This is a genomic window from Streptomyces sp. NBC_00252 (genome assembly GCF_036187565.1).
Classification (GTDB): domain Bacteria; phylum Actinomycetota; class Actinomycetes; order Streptomycetales; family Streptomycetaceae; genus Streptomyces.
Window position 1 is genome coordinate 7,311,411 of record NZ_CP108087.1, and the last position, 14,527, is coordinate 7,325,937.

The 14,527-nt window shown below is 72.1% G+C and carries 13 protein-coding genes; 5 read left to right on the forward strand and 8 right to left on the reverse strand.

What is annotated here, in order from left to right:
• Positions 1-23: 23 nt before the first annotated feature.
• The 4 genes from OHT77_RS32430 to OHT77_RS32445 form a co-directional block, all read right to left on the reverse strand.
• Positions 24-662: a DUF4126 domain-containing protein gene (locus tag OHT77_RS32430; protein ID WP_328831956.1), complete on the reverse strand. Its 639-nt coding sequence runs from the start codon at positions 660-662 to the stop codon at positions 24-26.
• A 407-nt stretch (positions 663-1,069) separates the two neighbouring features.
• On the reverse strand, positions 1,070-1,699 hold the full coding sequence (locus OHT77_RS32435) for a TetR/AcrR family transcriptional regulator (protein WP_266767806.1): 630 nt from the start codon (positions 1,697-1,699) through the stop codon (positions 1,070-1,072).
• A 62-nt stretch (positions 1,700-1,761) separates the two neighbouring features.
• The gene (locus OHT77_RS32440; protein WP_328831958.1) at positions 1,762-3,846 is read right to left on the reverse strand and encodes a YhgE/Pip domain-containing protein; all 2,085 of its coding nucleotides are present in this window, start codon (positions 3,844-3,846) and stop codon (positions 1,762-1,764) included.
• On the reverse strand, positions 3,818-4,510 hold the full coding sequence (locus OHT77_RS32445; protein ID WP_328831959.1) for an ATP-binding cassette domain-containing protein: 693 nt from the start codon (positions 4,508-4,510) through the stop codon (positions 3,818-3,820). The genes OHT77_RS32440 and OHT77_RS32445 overlap by 29 nt, the downstream gene beginning before the upstream one ends.
• Before the next feature lie 188 nt (positions 4,511-4,698).
• On the opposite strand from OHT77_RS32445, the gene OHT77_RS32450 reads away from it, so the two are divergent.
• The 3 genes from OHT77_RS32450 (at position 4,699) to OHT77_RS32460 (ending at position 6,845) form a co-directional block, all read left to right on the forward strand.
• Positions 4,699-5,238 (forward strand): SAV_6107 family HEPN domain-containing protein, encoded by a 540-nt coding sequence (locus tag OHT77_RS32450; RefSeq protein WP_328831960.1) that lies wholly within the window; start codon positions 4,699-4,701, stop codon positions 5,236-5,238.
• 161 nt (positions 5,239-5,399) lie between these two features.
• Positions 5,400-6,170: a methyltransferase gene (locus tag OHT77_RS32455; RefSeq protein WP_328831961.1), complete on the forward strand. Its 771-nt coding sequence runs from the start codon at positions 5,400-5,402 to the stop codon at positions 6,168-6,170.
• A 276-nt stretch (positions 6,171-6,446) separates the two neighbouring features.
• Positions 6,447-6,845 carry a DUF3040 domain-containing protein gene (locus tag OHT77_RS32460; RefSeq protein WP_328831962.1) on the forward strand — a complete coding sequence of 133 codons (399 nt, stop codon included), beginning with the start codon at positions 6,447-6,449 and terminating at the stop codon, positions 6,843-6,845.
• Between the two features lie 104 nt (positions 6,846-6,949).
• Here the strand turns inward: OHT77_RS32460 and OHT77_RS32465 are convergent, their stop codons facing one another.
• The 4 genes from OHT77_RS32465 to OHT77_RS32480 all read right to left on the reverse strand — a co-directional run bounded on the left by OHT77_RS32465 (position 6,950) and on the right by OHT77_RS32480 (position 12,484).
• Complete coding sequence (locus OHT77_RS32465; protein ID WP_328831963.1) at positions 6,950-9,331, reverse strand: transglutaminase TgpA family protein; 2,382 nt, start codon at positions 9,329-9,331, stop codon at positions 6,950-6,952.
• Positions 9,328-10,683, reverse strand: coding sequence for a DUF58 domain-containing protein (locus OHT77_RS32470; protein WP_328831965.1), 1,356 nt, complete (start codon positions 10,681-10,683; stop codon positions 9,328-9,330). Before OHT77_RS32470 ends, OHT77_RS32465 begins: the two co-directional genes overlap by 4 nt.
• Positions 10,683-11,708, reverse strand: coding sequence for an AAA family ATPase (locus OHT77_RS32475; protein ID WP_328831967.1), 1,026 nt, complete (start codon positions 11,706-11,708; stop codon positions 10,683-10,685). The genes OHT77_RS32470 and OHT77_RS32475 overlap by 1 nt, the downstream gene beginning before the upstream one ends.
• Before the next feature lie 227 nt (positions 11,709-11,935).
• On the reverse strand, positions 11,936-12,484 hold the full coding sequence (locus OHT77_RS32480) for a beta-class carbonic anhydrase (protein WP_266767794.1): 549 nt from the start codon (positions 12,482-12,484) through the stop codon (positions 11,936-11,938).
• 415 nt (positions 12,485-12,899) lie between these two features.
• On the opposite strand from OHT77_RS32480, the gene rsmH reads away from it, so the two are divergent.
• Positions 12,900-13,859 carry a 16S rRNA (cytosine(1402)-N(4))-methyltransferase RsmH gene (gene rsmH / locus OHT77_RS32485; RefSeq protein WP_328831968.1) on the forward strand — a complete coding sequence of 320 codons (960 nt, stop codon included), beginning with the start codon at positions 12,900-12,902 and terminating at the stop codon, positions 13,857-13,859.
• Between the two features lie 84 nt (positions 13,860-13,943).
• Positions 13,944-14,525 (forward strand): septum formation initiator family protein, encoded by a 582-nt coding sequence (locus OHT77_RS32490; protein WP_328831969.1) that lies wholly within the window; start codon positions 13,944-13,946, stop codon positions 14,523-14,525.
• Positions 14,526-14,527: the final 2 nt, after the last annotated feature.

Consider the following 14,527-nt stretch of genomic DNA (forward strand, 5'->3'; position numbering starts at 1 on the left):
CTGACAGTCACGGCCGCGGGCGGTCACCAGGGATTTTGGTCCGGTGGTCGTCCGGGCACGTGCCCCACCTGCGCGCCGAGGCGTCTTTCCTCGCGGCGCTGGGCCCTGCGGCGCAGGAAGCGGCGGATCCGGGAGATGAGGAAGAACAGGACCGTGAGCCCGGCCGCCAGCAGTACGGCCGCGATGATCGCCGCGGCCTGGGGATGGAACATGGCGAACGAGACGATCCCGCCGACCCCGAGATCCTCCGCGAAGCTCATGATCACGTTGCTGAACGGCTCGGGCGAGGTGTTGATCGCCATCCGCGTCCCGCTCTTGACCGCGTGGCTGGCCAGTGCCGACGAACCGCCGATCAGTCCCGCCGCCACGTCGTTCAGCGAACCGCTGTGCCCGGCGAGCACCGCGCCGACCCACGCTCCGGCGGCCGGCCGGATCACCGTGTGCACGGAGTCCCACAGGGAGTCGACGTAGGGGATCTTGTCGGCGACGGCCTCGCACAGGAACAGGACGCCCGCCGTGATGAGGACCTCAGGGCGTTGCAGCGACTCGGGGACCGCGTCGGTCACCCCGGTCGCTCCGAAGATCCCGAGCAGCAGCACCACCGCGTACGCGTTGATGCCGCTGGCCCAGCCGCTGGTGAAGACCAGGGGGAGTACGGACACGGAGGCGATAGTAGCCACTCGACAACCCGGCGTCCTGGGCCTGAGTGCGTACGGCTGAGTATCCGTACCTAGGGAGTGAGATGAGTACGCGCGCGGATGGGGTGCGACCTGCGCGAACGAGAGAGTAGGGGCACGGAAAGGGGCGCGGCTCCGGAACCGCCGACACGGGGCGGCGGAACGGGGCCCGCGCCCTTGGCCGCTCCTTCCGCCGGACATCTCGGCGGAAGCGAGGCACGGGGGAACCCTGGGACCGACCGACGGGGGTTCCAACGGGGGGAACGTACGGGGGAGCACAAGGGAGCGCCGGTTCGAGGTGGCCCGCGGGGGACGCGGCCACGGCGAACCGGCGCTTCTGTGCGTGCCGTTGCTGTCGGTGCTTCTTGCTACGGCCTCTTCGTGGGCCGCCGTCAGTGGCCGCCGCTGACCCGCCCCTGGAGCAGCCGGGACAGTGCCGAGTGCACGTCGTCCAGGGAGCGCTCCGGCTGGAACGACTGCCAGTCCAGGGCGGCCACCAGGACCATGCCGACCAGTGCCGCGGCCGTCAGCCGGACATCGATCTCGGGGCTGAACTCACCGCCCGCCACGCCCGCGTGCAGCACGTCCTCGATGGCCGCGTTCACCTGCTGGCGCACGACCAGGAGCGTGGGCTGCCAGGAGCGGTTGGTGCGCCACAGCTCGGCCACGTAGAGCTGGGTGAAGGACGGGTAGCGGGCGATGAAGCCGAGGCCCGCGCGGATCATCGCGTCCAGGGCGTCCACCTTGCTGCCGCCGTCCCGGGCCGTCTGCTCGGCGGCCTCTCTGAGGGAGGCGGTGAGGACGCCCACGCCGTGCCGCAGCAGCTCCTCGAAGAGGACGGACTTGCTCGCGAAGTTGTAGTAGACGGTGCCCTTCGCGACCCCGGCACGCTCGGCGATCTCGTCCACCGTGGTGGCGGAGAAGCCCTGTTCGGCGATGAGCGTGACGGCCGCCTCGTAGAGCTTCTGCCGGGTGGCCTCGCGGCGCGTGCTGCCGCCCGACGGGGTGTTGCTGCTTTCCATGGGCCTGATTGTCACAGGCCCGGCCTGCGCCGCGGGCAGGGGTGCCGGGGTCCTGCGCGCGCTCACAGGGTCAGCTCCGGATGCAGCCGGTCCAGCGTCCACACCTGGCGGCGGCGGGCCGACAGGGCGGTCAGCGCGAGGGCGCCCGCGGTGAACGCGGTGAGCACCACGCACGCGTGCCACACGGGTCCGAGGCCACCGCCCGTGATGAGCCTCCGCAGGGCCTCGACGACGTAGCTCATCGGCAGGAAGGGGTGGATCGCGTTGAAGAAGCCCGGGCTGGTCTGCACCGGGTAGGTGCCGCCCGCCGACGTCAACTGGAGCATCAGCAGGGCGAGTACGAGGATCCGGCCCGCTGCCCCGAAGCGGGCGTTCAGCCACTGCACGATGGCCGCGAAGCACGCCGTCACCAGGAACAGGAAGCCGATCGTGCCGGCCGCCCGCACCATCTCCAGGCCGATCGCCCAGTGCAGCACGGCCATCAGGGCCACCGTCTGGAGCACCCCGACCGCGACCACGGGCAGCCAGCCCGCGAGGGCTATCCGCCAGGCCGAGGCACCGGCGGCGAGGGCGCGCCGGTTCATCGGCGCGATGAGCATGTAGGCCACCATCGCGCCCACCCACAGGGACAGCGGGATGAAGTACGGGGCGAACCCGGTGCCGTAGTTGGGCGCCTTGTGCAGGTCCTGGGAGGCCAGGTGGACCGGGTCGGCCATGACGCCGGTGCGCTGGTCGCGGTCCCGCTTGTCGTAGTCCGGGATCTGCGCGGCGCCGTCGTGCAGGCCGCCGGCGAGCTTCCCGGAGCCGTCGACGAGCTTGTACAGGCCGCCGTTGAGGTCGACCGCGCCGGTCCTCAGCTTGCCGACGCCGGTGTCCAGGTCGGTGGCGCCCGTGTCGGCCGTGCCGAGCCCGGCGTGCAGGGTCCTGGCGCCCGAGGCGACCTTCCCGGCGCCGTCGTTCAGCTTGTTGACCTTGGCGACCGCGTCGTCGAGGTCCTCGGAGAGGTGCGGGGCGTGGTCGGCGAGGGCCTGGGCCTGCGTCTGGAGGGTGGCCAGGTTCGCGTCGAGCTTCTTCAGGTCGCCGTGCTGGTCGGCGACCAGGCTGTTGACGTCGTCGGCGACCTTGGCCACGTCGGATGCGGCCGTGGCGGCCTTCTTCAGGTCGGGGCAGGCCTCATCCTTCAGGACGACGTTCTCGCAGCGCGCCTTGTAGACCTCGTCCAGGGTGTCCGAGGCGGCGTGCGCGCCCTTGGCGGCGACCGGGGCCGTCTTCACCAGGACGTCGAGGTTGGCGCGGATCGTCCTGGCGGAATCGGCGACCAACTGGGCAGTGTCCCCGATGGTCTTCTCGTTGTCCTTGAGGAAGGGACCCGCCTTGTCGGCGACCCCGTTGACCGTGTCCGCGAGGGTCTGCGTCCCCGCCGCGACCTGTGCGGAGCCGTCCGCCAGGGTGCCCGCGCCCGTGTCGAGCTTCTTGAGGCCCTTGGCAAGCTTGCCGCTGCCCTTCTTGGCGTCCTTCAGGCCGTCGGCGAGATCCTTGGAGCCCGCCTCGGCCGTCCCGATGCCGCCCTTCAGCTTGTCGGCGCCGTCGGCCGCCTTCACGGTCTGGCCGTGGATGTCGGAGAACGACACGAAGATCCGGTCCAGGAACGTCCGCGAGGCCTTCGTGGACGCGGCCGACCGCACCTCGCTGAACACCGTCCTGGAGATCTGCCCGACGATGTAGTTGTTCGCGTCGTTCGTCCGCACCTGGAGCGCGCCCGTCTCCGGGTCGTCGCCCGCACTGGAGGAGACGCGTCGGCTGAGGTCGGCCGGCATGGTCAGCGACAGGTAGTACGTGCCGTCCTCGACGCCCTTCCGCGCGGCGGCCGCACTCACCTCGTGCCACTCGAACGTCTTGCTGTCCCGCAGCCCCTTGGTGATGTCGTCGCCCGCGGTGACCTTCTTCCCGTCGGCACTCGCCCCCTTGTCGTCGTTGACGAGCGCCACGGGGATGCGGTCCAGGCGGCCGTACGGGTCCCAGAAGGACCACAGGTACAGCGCGCCGTACAGCAGCGGCAGCAGCAGGAGGGCGACCAGCGCGGCGCGCGGCAGCCTCCCCCTGCCGAAGCGCTTCAGCTCAAGCGCGGCCAGTCGTGGCGCGTGCATCGGCCTTCTCCGTCCCCTCGGTGGATACCGCCACGACCGTCGTCCCGGCGTCGGCGATCGACCTCAACAGCGCCCAGATCTCGTCCCGTTCGGCATCCGAGAGCTTGAGATCGACGTCGTCCACACCGAGCAGCGCGGGCCGCCCGATCAACGCTAGCGCGATGGACAGCCGCAGCTCCTGCGGCCGTTCCAGATCCCGTACGGCGGTCCTGGCGCCCTTGGGCAGCGCCTCGCGGTCGAGCCCGGCGGCGGTCAGTGCCCGCTCGATCCGCAGCCCCGCCTCGACGGCCCGCTCGGACCGGGGGCGCAGCAGCCCGCGCACCGAGTCCCCGAACCGCCGTTGCAGCAGCGCCCGTTCCCGCAGGTGCTCGCCGACGGTCAGCGCCGGTTCGAGGTCGGTGACCCCGGCGACATTGGCCAGCGCGCTGATCCGCCGTACGGCAGCCGACTGCTTCGGGAGCGTCGACCCGCCCACGACGGCGGTCCCTTCGGACGCCTTCATCCGCCCGGTGAGCGCGAGCAGCAGACTCGTACGCCCGGACCCCGACGGCCCCTCCACGGCGATCAGCGACCCGGGCCCGGCGTCCAGGGAGATCCCCCGGAACGCCCAGCCGCGCGGCCCCTTCACCCCGAAGTCCTCGGCTGTGACACCGACCCCGCCCACGGTTCCCCGCCCCCTGCCCCTTTGAGTCGAGCATTTTTGAACTGACTGGTCAGTGCAAAAAGTAACCCGAACCTTCGATCGAAGCAAAAGCGCAGGTCAGAACGGATTGTCAGTGCCATACCCCACGATGGGTCACATACGGCACTACCTGACTGGGCGTGCCGTCACACGACGACAGGAGGTTCGTCATGGCCAACTCGTCCGCAGCCGCCGCCCGTCGGCGCCGCGCCTCCGGCCCTGCCCCCTCACTGACCGGCCCGGCGAGCGATGTGCACCCCGTGCTCCGCCGGGCCACGGCCCCACCAGCCGCCCTCGACCTCCTCGCCCAGGCCCGCGCCGGACTGGACGAGGCAGCCGTCCTCGAGACGTCGAACGAGCGGTACGCGACGGCCCACCTGGCCGCCCTGCGCACCGCCGCCGCGGTCCTCGCCGCGCGCGTCCAGCCAGAGCCCACCGCCCGGCGCCGGGCCCGCATCCGCAGCGCCTGGGAGGTCCTCCCCGAGATAGCACCCGAACTGACCGAGTGGAGCGCCCTGTTCGCCTCCGGCGCCCGGCGCCGCGCGCGGGCCGAGGCGGGCATCCAGGGCGCGGCGACCCGCCGGGACGCCGACGACCTCATCCGCGACGTGGCGATGTTCCTGCGCTTGGTCGAGCGCATGCTCGTCCTCCAGCCGGTCCTGCCCCAGCCACGCCAGGACCCGGAGCGGCCGGGGGACCGCGCGGGCTGAGCACGCGGCGTTCGCCGCGCGAGACACATGACCAGGTACGGCACCGGAGGCAATAGGGTGGAAGGCGCCTGAAGCCCTCCCTCCGTCAGCCACCGGGACCGGGGAGGCAGCCCGTTCGCTCCGCCGTCCACAGGCGGTGCCGCGCCGAGGAGTCAACTGCCGTGTCGGACCCGAGCCGCCCCCGCGCCTCCCTCCGTACCGCCGTGGTCTGGGACGTCCTGCAGGACGCCCTCGACCGCCGGGTCAAGGCCACGGGTCGGGACGCGCTGGACGTCCTCGACACCGGAGGCGGCAGCGGCAACTTCGCGGTGCCCGTCGCCCGCCTCGGGCACCGCGTCACCGTCGTCGACCCCAGCCCGAACGCGCTGTTCGCGCTGGAGCGCCGCGCCGCCGAGGCCGGCGTCGCCGACCGCGTCAAGGGCGTCCAGGGCGACGCGCACGGCCTCTTCGACGTGGTCGAGCGCGGCGGCTACGACGCGGTGCTGTGCCACGGCGTCCTGGAGTACGTGGACGACCCCGCCGAGGGCGTCCGCACCGTGGTGGCCGCGCTGCGCCCCGAGGGCGTCCTCAGCCTGCTCGCCGCCGGACTCGGCGGTGCCGTGCTCGCGCGCGCCCTCGCCGGCCACTTCAAGGAGGCCCGGCAGGCCCTGGACGACCCGAACGGCCGCTGGGGCGAGGCCGATCCCGTCCCGCACCGCTTCACCGCCGACCAGCTCGCCGCGTTCGTCGAGGGCGCGGGCCTCGCCGTCGGCGCCGTGCACGGGGTGCGGGTCTTCGCCGACCTCGTGCCCGGAGTGCTGGTGGACACCGAGCCCGGCGCCCTGGACGCGCTGTTGAAGCTGGAGGCCGCGGCGGCCGAGCTGCCGGCGTTCCACTCCGTGGCCACGCAGCTTCATGTGCTCGGCGAGACACGGGGTGCCACAGAGGCGTGAGCGGCCTCCTGTGCCGGAGCCCTGATCAGGGGCGCGACAGCACATGGAGTACGCCACAGGCCCCCCGATCGGGGGCCCGGCGCCGTATGATCGAGGGAGACCGCCCGGCATGACAGGACGGCCGCTGGGGAATGGAAGCTTCAGCGAGCCGGACGGCCATGGCGGATTCCGGTTGGTCAATTGGCGTAGAGGGGCGGGTTTCACGGGGGCGATTCCCTGCCTATCCTGAAGGGACCCCCCGGGTCGCCCCGGCGACTGCACGATGAGGAGGACTCCGTGCCGCTCTCGGAGCACGAGCAGCGAATGCTCGAGCAGATGGAGCGAGCGCTGTACGCCGAAGATCCCAAGTTCGCGACAGCGCTTGAGGGAAGCGGGCTGCGCACGTACACCCGGCGACGGGTCTACCAGGCGGTGGCCGGCTTCCTCGTAGGTATTGCGCTCCTCATGGCAGGAATGGTCGCACAGCAGATTTGGGTCAGCGTGGTGGGATTCCTCGTCATGCTGGGCTGTGCGGTACTCGCCGTGACCGGTTGGCGCAAGGCCCCCAAGCCTGGCGAACAGCCCGCCGCAGGCGCTCCGCACGCCCGCCGCCAGGGACGGCAGCGGCGCTCGGTGATGGATCGGATCGAGCAGCGCTGGCAGCGCCGCCGCGACGAGCAACAGGGCGGCCAGTAGCAGCACCAAGCCCCGCAGCAGCACGCGCGGCACTCCTCGAAGACGAGTGAGGGGGTGACCACCGGACCGGTGGTCACCCCCTCCCGTATGCCCTGCCGCGCTCTCTAGCCCTGCTGCCCGGACGGCTTGCGCGAGGGCAGCCGGAGCGCCGCCGCCCGTGTCGTCACCGACGTCCACCAGGCCGACAGCGCCCACACCACCCGGACGGTCGAGCGCGGGGCGACCAGTGCGCGCAGCCGCGCGGAGCGGCCGGACGTGTCCTGGAAACCGACGGCCACCCGCCGCACGTCCTGCGCGAGCCCGGAGGCGAGCTGCGGCCGGGGCGCGTAGAGGACCTGCTCCACGGCGTCCGCCACCCGGTGCACCGACGCGGCGGCCGCCGGGTCGAGCTCCCCGAGCCGCACCATCCTGGCCGCCGCCTTGCGCGGGGTCAGCGACTCGTCGGGCGGGATCCCGAAGTCCCAGGCCGTATCGGTCAGTTCCTCCCACACCGCGAGCGTGTGGACGGCTGCCTCGGACTCCGTACGACCATGGGCGCCCAGCCGTACCGACCGCATCCGGGTCCGCCACAGCATCGGCGAGAACGGGATCGTCAGCAGCAGGAGCGCGCCCAGGCCGAGGGCCACGATCTGCACGTACCACCAGGGACCCCGCGGGTCACCACCCGCCGCGATCGCCGGGGCCTGGCTGGCGCAGCCGTCCAGCTTCCGCAGCTGGGCCGTGCAGCTCTCGCTCGCCGAGGGGGCCGCGGACGGCTCCGTGCTCGTGGACGCCGAGGGCCTGGCCGGGTCCGGGACGTCACTGCCGGGCACCGTCGACTGGGTGTACGCCGGGACCGAGCCGCGGTTCGGGGTCGGCTCGAAGCGGGTCCAGCCCACGCCCTCGAAGTACAGCTCGGGCCAGGCGTGCGCGTCCTTCAGGCCCACCGACACCGTGCCGTCCGCCTCCGGGGTGCCCGGCGCGAAGCCCACCGCGACCCGGGCCGGGATGCCCAGCGTGCGGGCCATCGCCGCCATCGCGAAGGAGAAGTGGACGCAGAAACCCTGCTTGTCCTTCAGGAACTTGGCGATCGCGTCCCGGCCGGTGCCGACGTCCACCTGGGTGTCGTACTGGAAGCCGCCGGTCACCGCGAAGTAGTCCTGGAGCTTGACCGCCTGCTCGTAGTGACTGGTCGAGCCCGCGGTGACCTTGCGGGCGGTGTCGGCCACCACCGCGGGGAGCGACTTCGGCACCTTCGTGTACTGGTTGCGCAGGGCCGTCGAGGGCTCGGGTGCCTCGGCCAGCTGGTCCGCGGTCGGCTGGACGTCCAGGCTGCTGACCTCGTAGGTCGCCCCGCGGGTGTTCTGCCCGTGGTCGCCCACGACCGTCATGCCCACCGGCTCGTACCGCCAACTGCCGTCGATCCGCACACCGCTGGGCGGGTACGGCATCGGCAGCCAGTCCTGGGCGTACCAGTCCGCGGCCGAGATCCGGGTCTTGATCTCCGTGCGCTTGATGTCGGCGCCCAGGCCCGTCGGGGTGGGGAACGGGCTCGGCACGCTCTCGATGTGCCGCTGGGACGGCTTCCAGGTGGTGCCGTCGAAGTCGTCCAGGGACACGATCCGCAGATACATGCCCGAGACGTCGTTCGTGTTGGTGCTCAGGGACAGGACCTGGCGGTTCTCGTCCACGTTCAGGCTGTCGCGCAGCGAGACCAGCGGGTTGACCGCGGAGATCGTGCCGCCGCCTCCGCTGCCCGCGCCCACACCCGTCCCGGCCGCGTCCAGCAGGCCGCCCGAGATGGTGGGCAGCGGCAGCAGCGCGATGGCCACGGCGACCGCGCCGATCCGCCGCCCGGTACGGACCGGGGCGAGCGGACCCGAGGACTCCGAGCCCGGGGTGGTGCGTGGCGCCCCGCCGAAGACCCGGCCCCACTGGGCGAGCCGGTCCCGGCCCTCGGCCAGCAGCAGCATCAGATAGCCGCCGGCGGCGAGCAGGAACCACAGCCAGCTGACGCCGCTCTCGGACAGCCCGGCGGCGACCGAGTACAGGGCGAGCAGCGGCAGTCCGGCCGGGGCCGCGCTGCGGAAGGTGACCGCGAGCGTGTCCACCGCGAGGCCGATCACCAGGACACCGCCGATGAGCATCAGCCGGATGCCGTCGTGCAGCGGTGCCGGGATCGCGTACCGGGAGACGTCGTCGGAGCCCTCCCGCAGCAGGTCAGCGAAGTGCTGGAAGGCCTCCGGGCCCGGGACGAACCCGGCGAGGGCCTGCGCGTGCGCGAAGACCAGGGTCAGCATCAGCAGGGTGACCAGGGCCTGCGCCGCGACGGTCAGCGGCCGGGCCAGCGGCACCCGCCGGGTCGCCGCGCCCACGCCGGTCTGGATCGCCAGCATGAAGGCGGCCTGGATGATCCAGGTAGCCGGGGAGACCAGGGGCAGCATCGCGCAGGACGCCATCAGCGTGGCCACCCAGGCGCAGATGGCCAGTCGTGCCCGCCCGCTCATGCCCATCCCTCCCCGAGGCCGGCGGCGGTGATGCCGTTCCGCTCGCGGTCCGCCATTTGCCACAGCTCCGTGAGGGAGGCGCCGCGCGGTACGGCGACGGCGGTCCAGCCCGCGTCGCGCAGCATCCGCAGCCGCTCCTCGGGCCCGTCACCGGGTCCGGGCACGTCGGTCGACTCGCGGACCCAGCCGTCGTTGTCCAGCACGAAGGCGAGGGCGCCTCCGCTGCGCTGGCGCATCCGGGCGACCACGGCCGCCTGTTCCTCGTCGAGGTCGCCGAAGAAGGCCACCAGCAGTCCTTCGTTCCCGCCGCGCAGGACGTCGTAGGCCCGGGACAGGCCCGAGCCGTCCGAGTGGTCGATCACCGCGAGGGTGTCCATCATCAGTCCGGCCGCGTCCGCCGACTCCTGGCTCGCGCCCGCGAACCCGTCGGCGTCCTGGCCGGGCACCGAGTTGCCCGTGTCGCTCAACAGCCTTACGGAGAAGCCCCGTTCCAGCATGTGCACCAGGACGGAGGCGGCGCCGGAGACGGCCCACTCGAAGGCCGAGTCCGGGCCCTGGCCCGCGTAGGCGATGCCCCGGGTGTCCAGCAGGACCGTGCAGCGGGCGCGCTGGGGCTGTTCCTCGCGGCGGACCATCAGCTCGCCGTAGCGGGCGGTGGAGCGCCAGTGCACGCGGCGCAGGTCGTCGCCGTAGCGGTACCCGCGCGGGATCACGTCGTCCTCGCCCGCCAGGGCCAGCGAGCGGTTGCGGCCGTCGCCGTAGCCCTTGGCCTCGCCGCTGAGGCGGACCGGGGGGAGGGCCTCCACGCGCGGGATGACCGTCAGGGTGTCGAAGGTCGAGAAGGAGCGGGTCAGTTCGCACATCCCGAAGGGGTCCGTCAGGCGGAGCTGGAGCGGGCCCAGGGGGTAGCGCCCGCGCAGGTCGGAGCGGACCCGGTAGGACACCTCGCGCCGGCCGCCCGCCTCGACCCGGTCCAGGACGAACCGGGGGCGCGGTCCGAGCACGTACGGCACCCGGTCCTGGAGCATCAGCAGGCCCGTGGGCAGCCGGGAGACGTTGTCCATGCGCAGATGGACGCGGGCCTCGGAGCCGGCGGGCACGCGCGCGGGGGAGAGCCGGCGGCTGCCGGCCACCCGGTAGCGGGTGCGGTAGAGCACGGTCGCGCAGACCAGCGGCAGCACCGCGAGCAGCATCCCGACCCGGAGCAGATCGCTCTGCCCCAGGACGTACGCGCAGACCGCGGCGGCGATACCGGCGGCCAGGAACGAGCGTCCGCGGGTGGTCAGCCCGGCCAGGGCCGTACGGACACCGCCCTTCTCGTCCCGGTCGGTCTCCGCCTCCCCGGTGGTCATCACAGCCTCCGGGGTGGCTGCTGGCCGTACCCCCCGAGGCCCAGGCCGCTCTGCGGGGCCGGTGCCGCGGGCACGGGGGTGCGCTGGAGGATCTCCTGGACGACCTGCTCCGCCGTACGACGGTTCAACTGGGCCTGGGCGGTGGGCAGCAGGCGGTGGGCCAGGACCGCGACCGCGAGGGCCTGGATGTCGTCCGGCAGCGCGTACTCACGGCCGCTCAGGGCGGCGGAGGCCTTCGCCGCGCGCAGCAGGTGCAGCGTCGCGCGCGGTGAGGCGCCGAGTCTGAGGTCCGGGTGGTTGCGGGTGGCGCCGACCAGCTCCACCGCGTACCTGCGGACCGGGTCGGCGACGTGGACGCCGCGGACCGCCTCGACCAGCTTGACGATGTCGTGCGCGTGCGCCACGGGCTGGAGGTCGTCCAGCGGGCTGACCCCGCCGTGGATGTCGAGCATCTGCAGCTCGGCCTCCGCGCTGGGATAGCCGATGGAGACCCGCGCCATGAAGCGGTCGCGCTGGGCCTCGGGCAGGGGATAGGTGCCCTCCATCTCGACCGGGTTCTGCGTGGCGACCACCATGAAGGGGCTGGGCAGTTCGTAGGTCTGGCCGTCGATGGTGACCTGGCGCTCCTCCATGGACTCCAGGAGCGCGGACTGGGTCTTCGGCGAGGCGCGGTTGATCTCGTCGCCGATCACGATCTGGGCGAAGATCGCGCCCGGTTTGAATTCGAAGTCCCGCTGCTGCTGGTCCCAGATGGACACACCGGTGATGTCCGAGGGCAGCAGGTCGGGCGTGAACTGGATTCGCCGCACCGAACAGTCGATCGACCGCGCCAGCGCCTTGGCCAGCATTGTCTTGCCCACACCCGGGACGTCCTCGATCAGAAGATGTCCCTCGGCGAGCAGCACGGTCAGCGAAAGCCGTACGACCTCGGGCTTGCCCTCGATCACTCCTTCCACCGAACTGCGGACTCGCTCCACAGTGGCGGTCAGATCTGTAAGGCTCGCTCGATCGTCATAGGTCGTCACCCGGCCCTCCTCGGCCCGTTCTTTCCATGGGCCGACGCCTGTGATGCGGACCGGCCCACCCCGAAACACGGACACCGCGCGGGAAAAGTTCCGCGCGACGCCACACCCGCATTCTTGTTGCCGTTACCGGTTCGTGTCACTCGCCTGTGGACAACTGCCTTCGCTTTGTCGGGTCTTATGACCTTCTGGGCGGTCCGAGGCGTGTGTTTTCGGGGCGGGCGGGTGCGTCAGGCGGGGTCGATCTCGCGCAGCAGACCCGACTTCACGTCGAAGACGAAGCCGCGCACATCATCAGTGTGCAGCAGGAACGGCGAGGTGCGCACACGCTGCATGGACTGCCGTACGTCCTGGTCGACGTCGCGGAAGGCCTCCACCGCCCAGTTGGGGCGCTGGCCGACCTCCATCTCCAGGTCGTGCCGGAACTCCTCGGTGAGGGACTCCAGGCCGCAGCCGGTGTGGTGGATGAGCACGACGCTGCGGGTGCCGAGCGCCCGCTGGCTGATGGTGAGGGAGCGGATGACGTCGTCGGTGACGACCCCGCCCGCGTTACGGATCGTGTGGCAGTCGCCCAGTTGCAGGCCGAGCGCCGAGTGCAGGTCGAGTCGGGCGTCCATGCAGGCCACCACGGCCACCTGGAGCACGGGTCGGGCGTCCATCCCCGGATCGGTGAACGCGGCGGCGTACTGTCCGTTGGCCTCGACGAGGCGGTCCGTCACGGTCCCGCCGTCGGTTATGGCGCCTTCGGACTCTGTGGGTACGGATGCGGAGGTCGTCATACCCATGACGGTACTGGTCACCGGCGGTTCGGTCGCGGTGCGGGGCGGGAAAAAGAGCGTCATCGCGTCCTCTTGTGAGGTAACCCACACGGGTGGCGGGGGTGCACCCGTCCGGGTGATTCTTCCCGTTTTGCCGCTTCGCACGCAGCCCGGTCCGCGACGCGCAGGCCGGTTGATTGACCGCGGGACAGGGTGGACTAAAGTTGCGCGGAGCGGGAGACGAGGCTCTCCCTGCTGGACTTTTCCCGGAGACCCCGGCGACCTTCCGGATTCTCCCCACGTGCGCGGCGCGTACGTACGGCTCGGCCTCCTCCCGCTTCCGGTCGGCTGACGCCTTCGGCGCCGGCAGGCTTCCCTTTCGTCAGCGGGTGGGGACCCGGCGGTGCGTACGGCCCGCCGGACCTGAGAGGGCCCCTTGAGCAACAGTCGACACGTCCCGGTGATGCTCCAGCGGTGCCTGGACATGCTGGCGCCCGCACTGGAGCGGCCGGGCGCGGTGGTCGTCGACTGCACCCTCGGCCTCGGCGGGCACAGCGAGGCCCTGCTGACCCGGTTCCCCGAGGCGCGGCTCGTGGCCCTCGACCGCGACAAGGAGGCGCTGCGCCTCTCCGGGGAGCGCCTCGCCCCCTTCGGCGACCGCGCCACCCTCGTGCACGCCGTCTACGACGAACTGCCCGACGTGCTGGAGCGCCTGGACATCCCGCGCGTTGAGGGCGTCCTGTTCGACCTCGGCGTCTCCTCCATGCAGCTCGACGAGGCCGACCGCGGCTTCGCCTACGCCCAGGATGCGCCGCTCGACATGCGTATGGACCAGACGACCGGCATCAGCGCCGCCGAGGTCCTCAACACCTACGCGCCCGGTGAACTCGTCCGCATCCTGCGGGCGTACGGCGAGGAGAAGCAGGCCAAGCGGATCGTGTCCGCGGTCGTCCGGGAGCGCGCCAAGGAGCCGTTCAGCAACAGCGCGCGGCTCGTCGAGCTGATCCGTGACTGGCTGCCGCAGGCCGCCAAGCGCACCGGCGGCAACCCGGCCAAGCGCACCTTCCAGGCGCTGCGCATCGAGGTCAACGGCGAGCTGTCCGTCCTGGAGAGCGCGATCCCCGCGGCGGTGAAGTCCCTTGCCGTGGGCGGCCGGATCGCCGTCCTGTCGTACCACTCGCTCGAAGACCGCCTGGTCAAGCAGGTGTTCGCGGCCGGTGCCGCCAACACCGCGCCTCCCGGGCTGCCCGTCGTGCCCGAGCAGTACCAGCCCCGGCTCAAGCTCCTGACGCGCGGTGCCGAACTTCCCACCGAGGAAGAGGTCGCCGAGAACCGGCGGGCGGCACCCGCGCGGCTGCGGGGGGCTCAGCGCATCAGGGAGGACGTCGTTGATTGAGCACGGGGTGAGGCAGGGCGTCCGGCAGGGGGCGCGCCCGCCGCGAGCAGCGGGTGGGTCCGACCTTCCAACTCGGGGGCGTGAGTGAGCAGGAAACCTGAACTGAGAGGCAGGGCCGCCCGACTCGCGCGGCTCTTCCCGACCGGCCCGGCGCAGACCGGCGGGATCCAGGCGGCCCGCACCCCGTTCGTCCTCCTGGTCGTGCTCCTTCTCGGCGGCGGCCTGATCGGACTGCTCGTGCTGAACTCCGCGCTCAGCGAAGGACAGTTCAAGCTGGACGACCTCCAGAAGCAGACCAAGAGCCTCACCGACGAGGAGCAGGCCCTCCAGCGGGACGTGGACGCCTACTCCGCCCCCGACGCCCTCCAGCGCCGCGCCCACGAGCTCGGCATGGTGCCCGGCGGGGACCCCGCCTTCCTCGACCCGAACGGCTCCGTGAAGGGCGTCCCCCAGCAGGCCGCCGCCCGGACCGCGGCGAACGCACCGGTGGTCCTCGCCCCCGAGGCCCTGGTGAGCAGCCCGAGCCCGAGCCCGAGCCGTCCGCAGGCCCCGGCGCCGATGTCGACCCCGGCCGCGAGCCCGGCCCAGGCTCCGGTGCCGGCCGTGACGGCGACGCCCACCGCAGTACCGCCTTCCCCGACTCCGACCACGACTCCCGGCAGGTGACG

Bases quoted from the DNA above. Each gene is read 5' to 3' on its own strand.
- OHT77_RS32465 (WP_328831963.1), bottom strand. From the start codon at position 9,331: ATGAGCGGGCGGGCACGACTGGCCATCTGCGCCTGGGTGGCCACGCTG.
- OHT77_RS32440 (WP_328831958.1), bottom strand. From the start codon at position 3,846: ATGCACGCGCCACGACTGGCCGCGCTTGAGCTGAAGCGCTTCGGCAGG.
- OHT77_RS32470 (WP_328831965.1), bottom strand. From the start codon at position 10,683: ATGACCACCGGGGAGGCGGAGACCGACCGGGACGAGAAGGGCGGTGTC.
- OHT77_RS32480 (WP_266767794.1), bottom strand. From the start codon at position 12,484: ATGACGACCTCCGCATCCGTACCCACAGAGTCCGAAGGCGCCATAACC.
- OHT77_RS32435 (WP_266767806.1), bottom strand. From the start codon at position 1,699: ATGGAAAGCAGCAACACCCCGTCGGGCGGCAGCACGCGCCGCGAGGCC.
- OHT77_RS32450 (WP_328831960.1), top strand. From the start codon at position 4,699: ATGGCCAACTCGTCCGCAGCCGCCGCCCGTCGGCGCCGCGCCTCCGGC.